Here is a 16,229-nt window from a genome sequence, read left to right on the forward strand (position 1 = left end):
GCTGTTAGAAATAAAATAATCCATCGGGTTTTTGCGGTAATAAAAAACCAAACCTTTTATCAAAAAGATTTGGTTATATCATAGAAATCGAAATGACAAACGGTACTCAATGTGTATTATATAAAAATACCTCCTGATGCTTCAATGCGTTGTCCGTTAACCCATTTGGCGTCATCGGTACATAAAAAGGCTACTACACCTCCAATATCATCGGCAAGGCCAACACGACCCAGTGGAGTGATGCTGGACAGGAAGTCGTTGATTTCTTTAGTGTCTCTTACACGGCCACCGCCAAAGTCTGTTGCAATAGGTCCCGGAGCTACTACATTAGCCCTGATGCCTCTTGAGCCAAGTTCTCTTGCTAGGTAACGGGTAAGTGATTCAACAGCTGATTTCATGGCGCCGTAAGCAGATGAACCCGGTTGTGTAAAACGCGCCAGACCTGAAGAAATGTTTACGATACCACCGCCATCATTCAAATAGTTCAATGCTTTTTGGGTAAGCATATAAACACCTTTGTAATGGATGTTTATCATATCGTCCAGTTGTTCTTCGGTAGTGTCAGCAAACGGACTGTAAAGTGCCGTACCCGCATTGTTGATAAGGAAGTCAAAGTTTGAGCTTCCGGTATGCTCCTTAAGGTGTGAACCGACCTCGCTTAAAAAGCTGTCAAATTCAGCAGGTTTAGAAGTATCAAGCTGGTAGGCGATGGCTTTTTGTCCTAACGACTGGATTTCGGCAACCACTTCGTCAGCTGCTGCTTTGTTGCTGTTATAGGTGAATATTACGTCAAGGCCTTTTTTAGCAAGGGAAATAGCCATATCCCTACCCAGTCCGCGGCTTCCGCCGGTTACTACTGCGATCTTATTTTTTTTTGTTTCCATTTTTATATAATTCTTGTTATTAATTGATGGTACAAAGTTCGGTAAGAAGGGGAGGCGGGTGTTTGCAAATTACAATCCCTGATTTGCAAAATTCAAATCTCAATTATATCCGGTAGGCTAGCGGAGCCATTTCGGTCTGTTTTTTAAAGAAGTTAGAGAAATGTGCTACTTCGTCAAAGCCCAGGCTGTAGGCTATTTCAGAGACATTCCAGTCGGTTTGCTTGAGTAATATTTTGGCTTCCTGTATCATGCGTCCCGTAATGATTTCAGTAGTAGTTTTGCCTGTGTTTTCTTTAAGGACCTTATTAAGGTGGTTAACGTGCACTGCAAGCCTGTCGGCATATTCTTTGGCTGAACGCAATGACAGCTTTTGGGAAGTAGACTCAATAGGGAACTGACGCTCTAGTAATTCTATAAACAATGCTATAATGCGTTGTGAGGCATTATGTGTTGACTGTATGGTAGTTGCCGGTTGTAGTTTTTGTCCGTAATGGATGAGTTCCAGTACGTAATTGCGTAACAAGTCGTATTTGAATTCGTAATCCGAAGCGATTTCCTTCTTCATTTTTTTGAATGTAAGCTCAATCTCATCAGCTTCTTCATCGGATATCTCAAATACAGGATAGCCGCCCGACCTGAAGATAGGAAGCTCATCCAGCATTACGCCGCTTTTGTTCTTTATCATGAAATCATCTGTAAATACGATGAATGATCCCGACTGGTTCTCGTCCTGCGGTACCCAATGATAGGGTACTTTAGGGGTTGCAAATAACAATGCATTCTTTTGAACATCAATTACCTTATCGGCATATTCAGCGCGGTTCTTACCACGGATAAGGCTTATCTTGTAATACGCCCTGCGGTTGTAAGGCATTTGGTTCTTGCGTTTTACCTCTCGGATAGTATCTGCAATATCAAATATATTAAAGTGTCCTATCTCTTTGGTAATGCCTGGTGGTAGCAGTGTATCAATTTCCCTTCCGGTAAAGATGGCAGCTTCTTTATAGAAATCCTCAAGGGTTTTATTCTCAATATTCATGACTTTGAATTTTGTTGCAAAATTCAAAGGTAGGGAAATAACCTTTGTATAAATCTACACTGATTACAAATCCGCGCAATCCGGGGATAGCTATACTAAATATTTCTTTAACCAAAATTTGCTATCACTAAACGTGCAAAAATTGTTATCATAAATTATTTCTTTCTGTTTTTGTTTTGGTTTTATATGACGTTCTCTAATGGAAATTTTCCTTATTTGTGGTGTTATATTAGAATTATACACTCTATTAAGGGTATTTATTACAAATTCAGCAAAACAGTGCCCAGCATTAAGTTGTTTTGTTACATTGTCTTTTCCTTTCTTTAGTTCTATCAGTAAAATGAATAACTGTCCAGCTCTTTCAGTGAAAATAACATAATCGCAAAATGAACAAACTCCAGCCTGTCCCCGATTAAAAAAAGGGAATAAACCCTTCGGAAATTCATTAGCAGGGAGTCTTTTATCAAAACTAAATGAAAGATATTTTTGCTTTTCACTAATAAAATCTATAGACATATTTTCTTGAATTTCGACAAGCTTGGATATTGTCTCTTCTTTGAAAAAATCATCCAAGACATTTGAAATATGCAGTAATTTATTCATCTTCATTTCCAAATTTTAATGCATAATATAGTTCTTCGGCAATTTCATTTTGTTTATTTATTACAGCATCTACTGATGGTATTTCAAAACCACTATCAGTTATCTCTATTTTTTGAATAATAACCTGTTTATTCCCCCTCATTTTTTTTGGATAATTAAAATAATGGACATCAATATCTTGTTTTGTAAGAGTTTCACTGTTATCATAGTGAAATTTCGTCCTTAATTTTTCAATCTCTGTATTTTTTTCAGAAAGCATTATTAAATTATTTAATTCTCTTACTACATAATCACTATGTGTGCTTATTAATAAACGAAAGCCATTATTAATAAGTCTTGCAAATAAGCGAGTTAAAATAATTTGATTATCAGGATGCAAATTAATCTCAGGTTCATCAATAATTATTAAATCATTAGGCTGAGCTATATGCTTAAGATATACGACTAAACTTGATAATGACTTTATAATTGAAGCTGTCATATGTATGGGTAGTACTTTTTTTGGAGACTGTTTTGGTTTAAATTGAATTTCACCATCATTACTAATTTCTACAGTTCCATTAAGTAAATCAGTTTCAATTCTTGAAGCAAAATCATAATATGCACTTTTATTTTTTTTAATTTCAGCCAAATCGTCCGCTACCAATAATCCATCTTTGATTGGCAGTGGGTATCTTGTAGTCTTATTAAATAATAATTCAAACTTATCTACTTTTCCTTTGCTTGTCATTGCATGAAAATGATCTACAGCCTCTTGTTTACGTATGGATAATTCTTTACTGAATGTAAAAATTGAATTTCTCTCTACGGGAAGAATATAAGTAGAAGTTATTGGGTAGGTTGCTAAAAAGTCAATAATAGTTGAATTCAAATAAACGTTAAGAGCTTCAATATCATCACTTGATATTGTTGAATCTAATAATTCTAATTTTAAAGAATTTAGATTAATGTTTTTAATTATTCCTATCTCAAATTTTCCGATTAAGATTTTTGAATTAATTTCACTTGAATGTAAGAATTGTTGAAAATCTTCATCAGTATCATTAAAATTTACAGAAGAATCGCTGAAATGTTGTTTCGCAAATTCCGTTCCAATACCAAATAAGCCGTCTAAGTTGTCTTTGAAGTTTTTTACCAGTTCTACACGATAATTTTTTAATGCGTCATAATTAATTTTAAACTCAGCCTTTTTATTTTCTATTAATTCATTAACTAATTCACGATTAAAGCCTACATGAATTTTAGATTTTAACAATCCATATATGGCATAAGCAACGTATGTTTTACCTGTACCATTAGGACCACAAAAAATATTAATTTTTTTGGACAAATCTATTGTTCCTGATTTAATAGCTCCTAATTCATTTATGATAACCTTCATATTCCAAAGTTTTAAACAAATATATTTAATAGATACTATAATTCTATTAATTGGTATTAAAAATATAAGCAGGACTGTACAGATAAATGCATGTGTATTATTAAGTTTAAAGTTCAAAATAAATTTTCCTAACATTTTATTTACATCCTGTTATTTTATTACATTTGGGTGCGTTTAATGATTATTCAAAAATCACAATGAATTTCGATAGAAAACAATTAACCAACGAACAATTACTCGATTTATATAAGAAATTAATAAAGCCAAGGCTGATAGAAGAGAAAATGCTCATTCTTATCCGCCAGGGCAAAGTATCCAAATGGTTTTCCGGTATCGGGCAGGAGGCTATCTCTGTAGGTGTTACCGCTGTTCTGGATAAAGACGAATATATCCTGCCTATGCACCGTAACCTTGGTGTGTTCACAGGTCGTGATATTCCGCTATACAGACTGTTCTCGCAATGGCAGGGTAAGGCTAATGGTTTTACTAAGGGGCGTGACCGTTCTTTCCACTTTGGTACACAAGAATACAAGATCATTGGTATGATATCGCACCTAGGTCCGCAATTGGGTGTGGCTGATGGTATCGCTTTAGCGCACAAACTAAGGGATGAGAAGAAAGTTACTGCTGTATTTACCGGTGAAGGAGCTACTTCTGAAGGCGATTTCCACGAAGCATTGAACATTGCTGCGGTATGGGAGCTTCCGGTACTGTTTATCGTTGAGAATAATGGTTACGGACTTTCTACACCAACTAATGAGCAATACCGTTGCGAAAACATTGCCGATAAAGGGGTAGGTTTCGGAATGGAATCGCATATTATTGATGGTAACAATATTCTTGAAGTGTTTACCAAGCTGACTGATATCGTAGCTTCACTACGTGAAAACCCACGTCCGGTATTATTAGAGTTCAAAACCTTCAGGATGCGTGGGCACGAAGAGGCGAGTGGTACCAAATACGTTCCGCAGGAATTGATGGATATGTGGGCTATCAAAGATCCGGTAGATAATTACAGAAAATATCTTAAGGAAGAAGGTGTGCTTACCGAAGAAGCTGACGAAGCTTTAAGAGCTGAACTTAAGAAAGAAATTGACGAGAATTATCAAAAAGCTTCTGCTGAACCTGCTATCGAAGCAAGTTTAAGTGAAGAGTTAAATGATGTATATAAACCTTATCAATTTGAAGAAGTTACTTCAAAAGAGGATAAGGAAAACGTTCGTATGATCGATGCTATTTCACAAGGGCTTAAGCAATCAATGGAGCGTCACGAGAACCTTGTGATAATGGGACAGGATATCGCCGAATATGGCGGTGCCTTCAAGATAACAGATGGCTTTGTGGCTGAGTTTGGCAAAGACCGTGTGCGCAATACACCTATCTGTGAATCGGCTGTTGTATCTGCCGGTATGGGGCTTTCCATTAACGGTTATAAATCGGTTATCGAAATGCAGTTTGCCGATTTCGTGTCAACAGGCTTTAACCCAATCGTGAACTATTTGGCTAAAGTACACTACCGTTGGCAAGAAAATGCCGATGTAGTAGTGCGTATGCCTTGTGGGGCAGGAGTACAGGCAGGGCCTTTCCATTCACAGACCAATGAGGCGTGGTTTACCAAAACCCCGGGGCTTAAAGTTGTTTATCCTGCATTCCCTTATGATGCAAAAGGGCTTTTGGCTACTGCTATCAACGACCCGAATCCGGTAATGTTCTTTGAGCACAAAGCGTTGTACAGAAGTATTTATCAGGATGTTCCAAAAGATTATTACACAATTCCTTTCGGTCAGGCAGCATTGCTTAAAGAAGGGGAAGAAGTGACTATCATAACTTTTGGTGCCGGTGTTCACTGGGCACTTGAAACGCTTGATAAGCATCCGCATATAAAAGCTGATCTTATTGATTTAAGAACGCTTCAGCCACTTGATACCGAAACGATATATAAATCGGTTAAGAAAACAGGTAAAGTGATAGTGCTTCAGGAAGATACATTATTTGGTGGTGTGGCGAGCGATATCTCAGCTATGATCATGGAAAATTGTTTCGAATATCTGGATGGCCCTGTAAAACGTGTAGGTAGCCTTGAGAGTGCTATTCCGTTTACAAAAGCACTGGAAGACCAATATTTGCCTAAGCAACGTTTTGAAACAGCTTTACAGGAGTTGATGGCATACTAGGCAGTAGCAAAGTGGCAGAGTTCCAAAGTAGCTGAGTTTTCAGTTACGTTGTATAATATAAGAGTTCCAAAGTAACAAAGTCTAAGACTTTGTTACTTTGGAACTCTGTTGCTTTGTATCTATATCATAACTTTGTCACTTTGCAGCTTTGCTACTTTGTGACTATCGAATCTTTACCACTTTAAATCTATCATATCATAAATAAAATCACTTAAAAATTGTCATAAAGGAGATCGGGTTTTTCTTAACTTTGAGGTATGAGAACATCAAAGATATTTGTAACGGTTGACGCTGTTGTGTTCAGAAAATCTAACGCGGGAAATGAACTGCTTCTTATTAAAAGGAAAAAAGAACCTTTTAAAGGGAAATGGGCATTGCCCGGCGGTTTTGTTGACGAAGGTGAAGATTTGGCTGTTGCTGCCAAAAGAGAGCTTCAGGAGGAAACAGGGCTCGTTTTGGATAACCTCGAGCAGCTTGGAGCGTTCGGTAAACCGGGGCGTGATCCAAGAAGCCATACGGTTTCTATAGCCTATTCAGGATTTGCAGAGGCAGATGCTCAGGCAATAGGTGCTGATGATGCTGATGAAGCGGAATGGTTTGCTGTTTCAGCTTTGCCTGAACTTGCGTTTGACCATGCGGATATCATACAATTAGCTCTTGAAAAACATCACTTATGAGATTTCACACAAGAAAATGGGTAAAACCCGAAGACCTTAACCCTAACGGAACTTTATTTGGAGGGAAATTGCTGGCCTGGATTGACGAAGAAGCAGCACTATATTCTATTATACAGCTTGAAAATCAGCGTGTGGTAACAAAACATATGTCGGAGATCAATTTTATGAGCTCTGCTAAACAGGGCGATATCGTAGAAATTGGTATTGATGTGGTGCGCTTTGGTACTACTTCACTGGTTTTAAAATCGGAGGTGCGTAATAAAATGACACACGAAAAGATTATTACTGTTGATAATATCACTATGGTAAACCTTGATAGTTTTGGACGTCCTTCGGCTCACGGTAAAACGAAGATAGAATACGTTAAGGACAGGATATCTAAACCTTAAGCGTCGATATAACCTTTACCTGAAGGTAATTCAAATATTTCAAGGTCAAAATAAGCCACTGAAGCAATGATGTGGTCAAAGATATCAGCCATGATATATTCGTGGTTTATCCAGCGTTTATCAGAGGTAAACAAATAAATTTCAATAGGAATGCCTTTCTCGGTTGGTTGCAGGTGACGGCACATGATGGTCATCTCTTTATTAGCTCCCGGATGCGTTTCAATATAATTATTGATATACTTCCTGAATATACCAAGGTTAGTCAGGTTACGCCCATTAATAGAAAGGGATTTATCGATACCGTTTTGCTCGTTATATCGGTCAATATCATGTTGTCTTTGGTCGATATAAGCAGATACGAGATGGATTTTTTTCAGGTCAGCCAGTTCTTCTTTGTGCAGGAAACGCACGGTGTTGGCCTTAATCAGTATGTGCCTTTTAATCCTTCTTCCCGGCGAGCTTTGCATTCCTCTCCAGTTTTTAAATGAATCGGAAATAAGGCTGTAAGTTGGTATTGTGGTAGTGGTATTGTCGAAGTTCTTAACCTTAACCGTTGCAAGGTTGATTTCGATAACGTCGCCATCGGCCCCAAATTTTTCAATGGTAATCCAGTCGCCTATGCGCACAATGTCATTTACAGTAACCTGTATACTGGCTACAACTCCAAGGATGGTGTCTTTGAATACTATTATTATGACAGCGGAAATAGCTCCGAAAGTAGCTAAAAGCTTGTCCATTTTAATATCAAAAAGCATGAGGATTATTGATATAACGCCAAAAATCCAAAGTATTAGCATTACTACTTGTACGTAGCTATCAATAGGTTTGTCGTTGTAATCCGGTTTCTGCTTAAGATAGTCACCAAAAGCATTGAAGATACTCCTTGCAGTCCAAAGGCTGATGAGAATAATGAAAGTGGTTATACCCTTTGAGAAGATGTATTCCCAGTAGGTAAAATCTTTTAATGCAACCGGAACTGTTTTATAAATAAAATATAATGGAATTAAATGGGCAATAAATTTTGAGGTTTTATTTCTTACCAAAAAATCATCAAAAGAGGTTTTTGTACTTCTGGCAAGAATAATAAAACCAAGAATAAATACTCTTTTGGCAATCTTGTCGATAACATAGGCTATGATGCCAATGATAATAAGATTAATTACCAGATTAATGTATATAGCCGTAACATGGCCAAGGCCAATACCTGTCAGTAATTTATATGCCCAGTTAAATAGCTCCATTTATTTACTTATGAATTTAGTTTTCGATATTTTTGAAATACTTATATTCAATATAAAATGTTCCGAAGGGTATAACTGAAGCCAGGCAAATAATTAAGTACTTGCTTAATGACCACTTCAGCTCAGATTTAAGCATACTGGCAATGATGATGTATACAATAAATAAAAGTCCGTGAGCCATACCTACCACGCGAACATACTCTGGCATGTCCCATACATATTTTAATGGCATGGCAATAAATAATAAAGCTAAAAGAGAAACACCCTCCAGGGTGGCAACGATTTTAAATAAGCGAGTCATACTTGGGAGATTAATGGTAATAGTGCAAATGTAGGGTATAGACTTTAGTCAAAAAAACAAATAACAGGCGAAATATTGTTAAAACATAAAAAAAGCTGTTTGAAAACAAACAGCTTTAAATTATATAACCAATTAATAGAGATTAAAATGCAAGGAATGCTTTGTTGTATTCTCTAAGATCCAGAAGATTATTCTTTTTAGTCAAATCACTGAAAAGTGAAATAAGGTATTCAAGGCTTTCAAGGTTGTTTTCGTTACCGTTTACAGCATCAGTTACCAATTCTGTTTCCTCGTCTACAGGCTCATCATCAGGAATAGGAATAAGAAAAGCTCCGTTAGCCTCAAGGTGCTCATAAGTAAGACGTAGTGCCTTAGTAAGTACCGGGTTTTGCTCTTCAAGGGAATATTCGCGTAATTTTTTCAGATCGGCAATTAATGTTTCTGCATCGAAGCCTTTCTTAAAAAGGTCCAACTGTATTTTGTTGATCAGTTTTTGTGCACTCGGATTTTCCACAGTAAAAGTTATTTAGTTTTGACTTTGTTTAAAAGGATTGCAAAAATACTACTTTATCTAGTTTTTCAATACTCTTTTTCAGATTTTATTGCTTGTAGCAAAATTAAGGCTTATTTTTGAGAACCATGAGTAAACGCGACCTAAAAAAGTACCTGGCATCATTGCCAAAAGAAGAATTGGAAGATCAAATGCTTTCATTGTATGAAAAGTTTAGTGAAGTAAAAACGTATTACGATTTTATATTCAACCCTAAAGAAGATAAGCTCGAACAGGAAGCTAAGATCAAGATTGCTAATGAATACTTTCCGGTAAAAGGAAAGCGTCCGAAGTTACGCCGCTCTACAGCACAAAAATATATAAAGCATTTTTTGACGATAGGGGTAGACCCTTATGTTGTAGCTGATGTAATGCTTTATAATATAGAAATTGCGCAAACATATTCTGAAAGGAAAGAATTCAGTTCTTCCACATTTTATAAGAGTATATTTAATTCGTACAAGCAGGCTGTTGAATACGTGGCAGCAAATGGTATGAACGATAATTTTATGGGGCGTATCAAAAAGATACTGGATGAAGCTTTCAGGCAACGTTGGGAAAACCGAAAGGAGTTTGAAAGGGTTTGGGATAACTTTGAATAATTAAAACCCTGAAAATAAATCGGGTTGTATATCAGTTATATGAAAGCCTTCTTTTAATTTTCCAACTCTGAATAAGTTTACTTTTTCATGAGCAAGACGTGTAGGTTCTGGTATTCTGTGTTTCAGTATGCATGGTTTCATGAATTTTAAACTGTCCTCAACAGATACTTTGTGTCCGGGAGAAATATAGACCGGCTTTACATTGTCTTTTGTGCGTACGGCATAGCCTAAATGTTCATTTTGGCTAATAATAGGGCTGGTGCTGAATTTCTCTAGTCCCAAAGGGCTATAGTTTCCATATAGCATATTTTTTGCACAGCCAATAGTGGGGTGATTGGTTAAAACCCCAAAGTGTGAAGCAATACCCATACGCCTTGGATGTGTAACACCCTGTCCGTCCAGTATCATAAGGTCAGGCTTTTCAGGTAGTTGTTCCCATGCCTGTAATAGGGCTGGAACTTCACGAAATCCAAGATAGCCGGGTACATAAGGGAAAGTGGTTTTAGCTAAAACAAGCGAATAGGATAGTAACTTCATTTCAGGATAACTCAAAACTACAATGCCGGCATAAACTACATCAGTATCTTTATTATGAGAAATGTCACCACCGGCTATCGTTGTGATATTTTCGATATCAGTTACCAAAGAAACCTTGTTTCTTAAGTAATTCTGTATCTCGGTGGCTTCGGTTATTGAAGTGGAATCGTAGTTGTACATAGTTATTTTCCTTCAAATCAAATTTACTTATTAAAGCATTGATTTGCTGATGGCTATTCATAATGTTTCATTAAATTTTGTTTAAGTTCTCAGAATTATGATTTTCTATGCAGATAAATGTGCTTAAATACCATATTTTTGGGAATTATCATACCTACATGGAAAGAGAAGAAAATGTCGAGGACAGGAAAGAGCTGTACCACTATCAGAAAGACGATATAGATGCTATATTTGAGAAGTTTGAGGGCAAACCAAATAACTTCCATCTTTTATACCAGCTTCCTACGGGAGGTGGCAAAACTGTCATATTTTCTGAAATCGCCCGTCGCTATATTGAAAAATACCAGCGTAAGGTACTTGTGCTTACACACAGGATAGAGCTAAGTAAGCAAACTTCACAAATGCTTAAAAGTTTTGGGGTTAAGAATACCATTATTGATAGTAATGTAAAGGACCTGCCCGAAAACAATGATTATTCCTGTTATGTGGCGATGGTTGAAACCCTTAATAATCGTCTTAAGGATAAAAAATTCCACATGGATTATGTGGGATTGGTAATTGTAGACGAAGCGCATTATAACTCATTTCGAAAACTATTCACTTACTTTAAGAATTCACTTTTTTTGGGGGTAACAGCTACTCCTTTGAGTTCTAATATAGAACTTCCAATGTATGAGACGTATAGTGAATTAATTGTTGGCGAGCCAATTCAGTCACTAATCAACAAAGGATTTTTGGCTAATGCTCAAATGTTTGGTTATGATGTTGAGCTTACCTCGCTTAAGCTCGGAATAAACGGAGACTATACAGTTAGTTCTTCTGATGAGCTGTATTCGCGTACGGCTATGCAGGATTTGCTATTACAATCTTACGTATCGCGTGCCCAGGGAAAAAAGACATTGATATTTAATAATGGTATAAACACTTCGCTCTATGTTTATGAAACCTTTAGAGCTGCCGGTTTACCTATTAAACACCTTGATAATAAAACACCGGAAATGGAACGTAAAAAGATACTTTCGTGGTTTAAAAAAACTCCGGATGCCATTCTTACTTCTGTTTCAATCCTTACTACTGGATTTGACGAGCCTACAGTAGAAGCAATTATATTAAACAGGGCGACCAGATCTTTAACGCTGTATTTTCAGATGATCGGTCGCGGTTCACGTAAACTGCCTCATAAAGATATATTCACGGTAATTGACCTTGGAAATAATGCGCAGCGTTTTGGCTTATGGAGTGATCCGGTTGACTGGCAATATATATTCAGGCATCCCGAACAATTCCTTGAAAACATAAGAACAGATGCTGAGATAGAGAGTTATCATACGTATAGTATGCCTGACGAAGTAAGAGAAAAGTTTGCCAAAAGCACGGATATATCTTTTGATGTTGAAGAAGAATTTCGTCTTGCTGCGGAACAAAGGCATAAACCAAAAGCGGTCATTGATAAATCAATACACCAGCATGCTATTATGTGTATTGAGAATGCTGATTCAGTCCCTGAGGCCAGAAAACTTGCCCGGCTTTTAGACCCGGATATTGAATACCGTGTGAAGCAATATGCCAAACTATTAGCTAAGACAACAAAAAATTACAGAGAGTGGCTGATAGAAGATTACAAAAACAGGCTGGGTGTAATGATAGGTAGTATGTTTTATAAATACCATTCTGATGAATAACTAAAAAGTTATCCTCAGGTGAATTTTATCGTAAATCTGTTATTGACAGCAGTAAAATACCGATTCGCCGAAAAAACTTGCAGCATAAAGAAATTGGCTTTAATTTAATACAATCTTATACTGTTATTACATTTTTAGTAAGTAACTTTAGAATATCCAAAAGAGCTACACCACATTAAAACATTATATATATGGAACGTATTATTATACATACTGAAAATGCAAACGAATATAATGCGCTTTCTTATGAAAAAGCGACTGCTCAATTTATGGCTGAAAAAGAACAAAATCAGGAAGTATCATGTAGCTTATTGCTTACTAACCTTTTAAGGAACAATCTGATGCTCTTAAAATTCAATGAGATAAGCACCATATTATTACTTTAAATAAAATATCATGGAAAATCATCAAAAAAACAGAGATAATAAAAAAGAGGTTGGAAATTTACCATCAGGTTCTGAAAAGAATGATCTTAATAAAAATCATCCTGTTGATGGAGTTGAGGAAACCGACAAATATCTCGCTATGGAGCAACAAGGAGTAACCTATACTCCTGAAGGTGACCCCACAATAAATTCAGACCAGATGGATTTTACTTCAGAAAGCAGAAAAAGAAAATGGAATGATCTGGGAGGCAACAGTAGAAATTCTGAAGCATTTAACCAGGATGATTACTTGCTTGATGACAATATAGATCTTGATGAAGATCAAAATAAATCCATATCAAGTGATGATGAGGATTTTGAAGAGACAAATGAACGCTATTAACGATATATTTTTTAGATCCCCAATATATTTATATTGGGGATTTTTTTATTTGAGTTAATATTTTTAGTGGCATTGCATGGTTGTATCAAGAAAAATATTAACATTTTGTGTTTTTGTCTATTACTTGTCTATGCCAAATATTTCTTTTTTCAGGCTTTCAGGGCTAAGTTTGTATAACAATTTTACAATAACTGATTTGTTAAAATAGTTTAGACACGCCCCCGAATACCTATTATTATATTTGATTATTGCAGCTGCATTTATTGCAGCTGCTTTTTTTATAATATTTTATCAGTAATAGATTCATATATTTTTTCGCTGGGAATTTACAGGTAATTATAAATGTGCGAAGTAAAAATCCCCTCATTTGAGGGGATTGAGATATTAATATTTTCCACTTAATAGAGCACCACCCATTGGCACCTTAGTGTCAAGCCCGAGTTTTTTAAGCATTTCGTATGTAGTACACACTGCTGCAGAAGTAACAGGTATACCTATTTCTTTTTCGATTGCGTCGATTGCTTCAAGTGAAGGCATTTGTACACAGGCTGAAACTACAAGTACATCTACACCTTCAAGATTTAAACGTTTATAGATATCAAGCAGGTTCATTGGATCCTGAGCAGCAACTTCAAGATTATCAGCTATTTCAAGTGCTATTGAATCAACTACTTCAAATCCCTGATGTTCGATATAATCAACTACAAGTTGAGTAAGTGGTTTCATATAAGGTGTAATAACAGCTACTTTTTTAGCTCCTAACACATTAAGCCCATTAATCAGCGCGCCGGCACTGGTAACAATAGGAGCAGGGGCATCGTTCTTTACTGTTTCTTCGTAAAGATTGGTTTCCGATACACAGTGGTAACCACGTCCCATACTCATAATAGCTACAAGACAGGCATAACCCATAACGTCTACACGAGCATCGGAAAGTTCCTGAGCACATTTAAGGCTCTGTGCATCCATTGCTTCAAGCTCTTCCTTAGTTACTTTTTTCATTCTCATTCGGCTTGAATGGAATGTAAAACGTTCAGGTGAAATGGTTTCACGCGAACGTAGTAATGCAGGTATTTCGGTTTCCATAGTAACGTTTGAACTAGGTACTATCTGGCCGATTCTATATGTTTTCTTAGTCATTTTATTATTTATTAAACCTCTTCAGAGTCTACAACGGTATTTCTTAATGTTCCTATTCCTTCAACAGTAGCCTCAACTACGTCGCCGGGCCACATAAATTCCTGTGGACTCCGACCTGCTCCAACACCGGCAGGAGTGCCTGTAGCAATGATATCAGCTGTGTCAAGAGTAAATACTGTACTTAAATCATGTATCAGGTCATTGATATTGAACAGCATGAATTTAGTATTCGAATTCTGTTTTTCTACACCATTTACAGTAAGACGAAGGTTAAGGTTGTGCGGGTCTGCAATTTCATCACGTGTAACCAATACCGGTCCCATAGGGGCAAAGGTATCCTGACCTTTAGAAACAATCCATTGTCCTGCACGACGACAGTCACGGGCACTGATGTCGTTTATAACTGTGTAGCCATATACGTGATCCATCGCATTTTCTCTGGAAATGTTTTTTCCTCCTTTACCAATAATTACCCCAAGCTCAACTTCCCAGTCAAGTTGTTTGGTAATCTTTTGGTTGTGGATGATATTAGTATCAGGTCCGGTAACCGCAGTAGTGGGCTTAGAGAAGATTACAGGCTCCTGTGGTAATTCTTTTGAAGTGTCAAGCGTACGGGCTGATTCAGCAACGTGTTCTGTGTAATTAAGTCCAATACCAAAGATGTTTTTACGAGGTCTTGGTATTGGTGCTAATAATGTAGCGTTGGCTAATGGGATAGAACATTCTTCCAGTTCTTCTTTTGTCGCTGTATTAATTAGGCGAACGGCATGGTTAATCCCATCAATACCTAAGTCGATAAAGTCAAGCATATTATCAGGTAGCAGACTTTGTTTGATATGCCCCAGTTTCTCCGCGTCAATAATCATCTGCTCTTCAATAAAGCCTAAACGGGCAGGGGTATGGTTTATTCTGTAAGTAACTAATTTCATTATTTACGTTTGTTGTATTTATTCTGTATTAATCTATTTTTTGGTAACCATCCGGATGTTCTTTCTCCTGGTATAATCCTAATGACTGGATAACAGGCAGATCATTAAAAGAGAAAAGACAAGCGTCTTCAGTTTCAGAAAGATTTACGTGCTCATGATATGCCCATGAAGGCACGCAGAAAATATCACGTTCTTTCCAGTCAAATCGTTTACCGTTGATAATTGAGTAACCATGGCCTTTGGCGCACTGGTATACAAAAGATCCGGTATGTTTATGGGCTTTGGTATGTTCACCGGCTCTTAGTAGCTGTATGGATGCTCCCATGGTTTGCATTACATGACCTCCGGTTACTGGATTGGTATAATGCATTAGAATACCGTCAAAAGGAGAACCATCATTTACTTTTGCAGCCTCTAATAATGCAGGGTATACTTTTTTCCATGAATATTTAAAAAGAGGAGAGTAGGGTTTATTCCAGGCAATATCAGCCGGAACTATACCTGCACTGCTACCATAAGTCATCGGTAAATGATTTACAGGTGCAACCAATGGTTGTTTACCATCATAAACAGCATAATCGTTGGCTTCCAGCGCATTTACAAGAGGAATATCAAGCCCATCCTGCCAAATACATGTTTTACCGCCTTCTTCAACGCCGTGCTCATGCCAGGTGCTGTTAGGTGTAATAACAAAGTCATTAACCTCAAGCATGATCTTGTTGCCATCAACAACGGTATAGCCGCCTTCTCCTTCCATAATAAAACGAAGTGCAGAAGCTTTATGCCTATGGGCAGATGTGCTTTCACCCGGGCGCGTTACCTGAATTCCGGTATATAACCAACCTACAGCAGCGCTAACGTCTTTACGTTTGTCGTTTACAAGGTAAACCACACGGCGACCTGCCTGTTCAGGTGTAACCAGTTCGGATGATTTAAGAACAAGTTCTCTTAGATTCTCATATTTCCAAAGCATGGGTACTGATGAAGATCGAGGTTCCCATGGTTCAATATCGTTAGCTACAGTCCAGAGTGCTCCTGCACCAAGGCCTTCAAGCTCTTTATAATAGGCTTCCAGTTCAGGAGTGTCCTGAACACGGGCACGGCCTAATACACTATCGTCATATTTTGTTTCCATACCTTCCTGTTTTAGGT

General features: G+C 37.1%; 18 protein-coding genes. 7 read left to right on the forward strand and 11 right to left on the reverse strand.

The features are described from left to right. Positions 1–116 precede the first annotated feature (116 nt). The 4 genes from DEU42_RS02000 to DEU42_RS02015 form a co-directional block, all read right to left on the reverse strand. Positions 117–884: an SDR family oxidoreductase gene (locus tag DEU42_RS02000; RefSeq protein WP_114756612.1), complete on the reverse strand. Its 768-nt coding sequence runs from the start codon at positions 882–884 to the stop codon at positions 117–119. A gap of 103 nt (positions 885–987) precedes the next feature. Further along, positions 988–1,923 carry a helix-turn-helix domain-containing protein gene (locus tag DEU42_RS02005; RefSeq protein ID WP_114756613.1) on the reverse strand — a complete coding sequence of 312 codons (936 nt, stop codon included), beginning with the start codon at positions 1,921–1,923 and terminating at the stop codon, positions 988–990. Between the two features lie 90 nt (positions 1,924–2,013). Next, positions 2,014–2,532 (reverse strand): hypothetical protein, encoded by a 519-nt coding sequence (locus DEU42_RS02010; protein ID WP_114756614.1) that lies wholly within the window; start codon positions 2,530–2,532, stop codon positions 2,014–2,016. Further along, positions 2,519–3,907, reverse strand: a complete 1,389-nt coding sequence (locus DEU42_RS02015) for an AAA family ATPase (RefSeq protein ID WP_158537843.1) — start codon at positions 3,905–3,907, stop codon at positions 2,519–2,521. Before DEU42_RS02015 ends, DEU42_RS02010 begins: the two co-directional genes overlap by 14 nt. 197 nt (positions 3,908–4,104) lie before the next feature. Between DEU42_RS02015 and DEU42_RS02020 the strand changes: the two genes are divergently transcribed. The 3 genes from DEU42_RS02020 (at position 4,105) to DEU42_RS02030 (ending at position 7,147) form a co-directional block, all read left to right on the forward strand. Continuing rightward, positions 4,105–6,081 (forward strand): thiamine pyrophosphate-dependent enzyme, encoded by a 1,977-nt coding sequence (locus DEU42_RS02020; protein ID WP_114756616.1) that lies wholly within the window; start codon positions 4,105–4,107, stop codon positions 6,079–6,081. A gap of 257 nt (positions 6,082–6,338) precedes the next feature. Then, positions 6,339–6,758 (forward strand): NUDIX domain-containing protein, encoded by a 420-nt coding sequence (locus DEU42_RS02025; RefSeq protein WP_114756617.1) that lies wholly within the window; start codon positions 6,339–6,341, stop codon positions 6,756–6,758. Next, positions 6,755–7,147 carry an acyl-CoA thioesterase gene (locus DEU42_RS02030; RefSeq protein ID WP_114756618.1) on the forward strand — a complete coding sequence of 131 codons (393 nt, stop codon included), beginning with the start codon at positions 6,755–6,757 and terminating at the stop codon, positions 7,145–7,147. Before DEU42_RS02025 ends, DEU42_RS02030 begins: the two co-directional genes overlap by 4 nt. Here the strand turns inward: DEU42_RS02030 and DEU42_RS02035 are convergent. From DEU42_RS02035 to DEU42_RS02045, 3 genes are all read right to left on the reverse strand, one after another. Beyond that, positions 7,144–8,388, reverse strand: coding sequence for a mechanosensitive ion channel family protein (locus DEU42_RS02035; protein ID WP_114756619.1), 1,245 nt, complete (start codon positions 8,386–8,388; stop codon positions 7,144–7,146). The genes DEU42_RS02030 and DEU42_RS02035 overlap by 4 nt on opposite strands. 16 nt (positions 8,389–8,404) lie before the next feature. After that, entirely contained in the window at positions 8,405–8,689 is a 285-nt protein-coding gene (locus tag DEU42_RS02040) for a DUF3817 domain-containing protein (RefSeq protein WP_114756620.1), read from the reverse strand. 142 nt (positions 8,690–8,831) lie between these two features. After that, positions 8,832–9,203 carry a hypothetical protein gene (locus tag DEU42_RS02045; RefSeq protein ID WP_114756621.1) on the reverse strand — a complete coding sequence of 124 codons (372 nt, stop codon included), beginning with the start codon at positions 9,201–9,203 and terminating at the stop codon, positions 8,832–8,834. 125 nt (positions 9,204–9,328) lie between these two features. Here DEU42_RS02045 and DEU42_RS02050 point away from each other — a divergent pair, with 125 nt between their 5' ends. Next, a complete protein-coding gene (locus DEU42_RS02050; protein WP_114756622.1) occupies positions 9,329–9,841 on the forward strand; it encodes a DUF6155 family protein in 513 nt (170 codons plus the stop codon). Here the strand turns inward: DEU42_RS02050 and nfi are convergent, their stop codons facing one another. After that, positions 9,842–10,558 carry a deoxyribonuclease V gene (nfi, locus tag DEU42_RS02055; RefSeq protein ID WP_114756623.1) on the reverse strand — a complete coding sequence of 239 codons (717 nt, stop codon included), beginning with the start codon at positions 10,556–10,558 and terminating at the stop codon, positions 9,842–9,844. 158 nt (positions 10,559–10,716) lie between these two features. On the opposite strand from nfi, the gene DEU42_RS02060 reads away from it, so the two are divergent. From DEU42_RS02060 to DEU42_RS02070, 3 genes are all read left to right on the forward strand, one after another. Beyond that, positions 10,717–12,240: a DEAD/DEAH box helicase gene (locus DEU42_RS02060; protein WP_114756956.1), complete on the forward strand. Its 1,524-nt coding sequence runs from the start codon at positions 10,717–10,719 to the stop codon at positions 12,238–12,240. A 191-nt stretch (positions 12,241–12,431) separates the two neighbouring features. Next, complete coding sequence (locus tag DEU42_RS02065) at positions 12,432–12,626, forward strand: hypothetical protein (RefSeq protein WP_114756624.1); 195 nt, start codon at positions 12,432–12,434, stop codon at positions 12,624–12,626. Positions 12,627–12,636: 10 nt separating this feature from the next. Continuing rightward, positions 12,637–13,008: a hypothetical protein gene (locus DEU42_RS02070; protein ID WP_114756625.1), complete on the forward strand. Its 372-nt coding sequence runs from the start codon at positions 12,637–12,639 to the stop codon at positions 13,006–13,008. Positions 13,009–13,392: 384 nt separating this feature from the next. On the opposite strand, the gene DEU42_RS02075 is transcribed toward DEU42_RS02070, so the two are convergent. Genes DEU42_RS02075 through DEU42_RS02085 form a run of 3 tightly spaced genes read right to left on the reverse strand, consistent with a single transcriptional unit; the run spans position 13,393 to position 16,212 of the window. Further along, on the reverse strand, positions 13,393–14,148 hold the full coding sequence (locus tag DEU42_RS02075; RefSeq protein WP_114756626.1) for an Asp/Glu racemase: 756 nt from the start codon (positions 14,146–14,148) through the stop codon (positions 13,393–13,395). 11 nt (positions 14,149–14,159) lie between these two features. Then, positions 14,160–15,077: a fumarylacetoacetate hydrolase family protein gene (locus DEU42_RS02080; RefSeq protein WP_114756627.1), complete on the reverse strand. Its 918-nt coding sequence runs from the start codon at positions 15,075–15,077 to the stop codon at positions 14,160–14,162. 28 nt (positions 15,078–15,105) lie between these two features. Beyond that, positions 15,106–16,212, reverse strand: coding sequence for a cupin domain-containing protein (locus DEU42_RS02085; RefSeq protein ID WP_114756628.1), 1,107 nt, complete (start codon positions 16,210–16,212; stop codon positions 15,106–15,108). Positions 16,213–16,229 lie beyond the last annotated feature (17 nt).

This window comes from Flavobacterium sp. AG291 (assembly GCF_003350375.1).
Lineage (GTDB): Bacteria > Bacteroidota > Bacteroidia > Flavobacteriales > Flavobacteriaceae > Flavobacterium > Flavobacterium suzhouense.

What these genes read in the sequence shown, in the direction of transcription:
- DEU42_RS02000 (WP_114756612.1), bottom strand. Translation starts at nt 884, where the DNA reads ATGGAAACAAAAAAAAATAAGATCGCAGTAGTAACCGGCGGAAGCCGC.
- DEU42_RS02005 (WP_114756613.1), bottom strand. Translation starts at nt 1,923, where the DNA reads ATGAATATTGAGAATAAAACCCTTGAGGATTTCTATAAAGAAGCTGCC.
- DEU42_RS02010 (WP_114756614.1), bottom strand. Translation starts at nt 2,532, where the DNA reads ATGAAGATGAATAAATTACTGCATATTTCAAATGTCTTGGATGATTTT.
- DEU42_RS02015 (WP_158537843.1), bottom strand. Translation starts at nt 3,907, where the DNA reads ATGAAGGTTATCATAAATGAATTAGGAGCTATTAAATCAGGAACAATA.
- DEU42_RS02020 (WP_114756616.1), top strand. Translation starts at nt 4,105, where the DNA reads ATGAATTTCGATAGAAAACAATTAACCAACGAACAATTACTCGATTTA.
- DEU42_RS02025 (WP_114756617.1), top strand. Translation starts at nt 6,339, where the DNA reads ATGAGAACATCAAAGATATTTGTAACGGTTGACGCTGTTGTGTTCAGA.
- DEU42_RS02030 (WP_114756618.1), top strand. Translation starts at nt 6,755, where the DNA reads ATGAGATTTCACACAAGAAAATGGGTAAAACCCGAAGACCTTAACCCT.
- DEU42_RS02035 (WP_114756619.1), bottom strand. Translation starts at nt 8,388, where the DNA reads ATGGAGCTATTTAACTGGGCATATAAATTACTGACAGGTATTGGCCTT.
- DEU42_RS02040 (WP_114756620.1), bottom strand. Translation starts at nt 8,689, where the DNA reads ATGACTCGCTTATTTAAAATCGTTGCCACCCTGGAGGGTGTTTCTCTT.
- DEU42_RS02050 (WP_114756622.1), top strand. Translation starts at nt 9,329, where the DNA reads ATGAGTAAACGCGACCTAAAAAAGTACCTGGCATCATTGCCAAAAGAA.
- nfi (WP_114756623.1), bottom strand. Translation starts at nt 10,558, where the DNA reads ATGTACAACTACGATTCCACTTCAATAACCGAAGCCACCGAGATACAG.
- DEU42_RS02060 (WP_114756956.1), top strand. Translation starts at nt 10,717, where the DNA reads ATGGAAAGAGAAGAAAATGTCGAGGACAGGAAAGAGCTGTACCACTAT.
- DEU42_RS02065 (WP_114756624.1), top strand. Translation starts at nt 12,432, where the DNA reads ATGGAACGTATTATTATACATACTGAAAATGCAAACGAATATAATGCG.
- DEU42_RS02070 (WP_114756625.1), top strand. Translation starts at nt 12,637, where the DNA reads ATGGAAAATCATCAAAAAAACAGAGATAATAAAAAAGAGGTTGGAAAT.
- DEU42_RS02075 (WP_114756626.1), bottom strand. Translation starts at nt 14,148, where the DNA reads ATGACTAAGAAAACATATAGAATCGGCCAGATAGTACCTAGTTCAAAC.
- DEU42_RS02080 (WP_114756627.1), bottom strand. Translation starts at nt 15,077, where the DNA reads ATGAAATTAGTTACTTACAGAATAAACCATACCCCTGCCCGTTTAGGC.
- DEU42_RS02085 (WP_114756628.1), bottom strand. Translation starts at nt 16,212, where the DNA reads ATGGAAACAAAATATGACGATAGTGTATTAGGCCGTGCCCGTGTTCAG.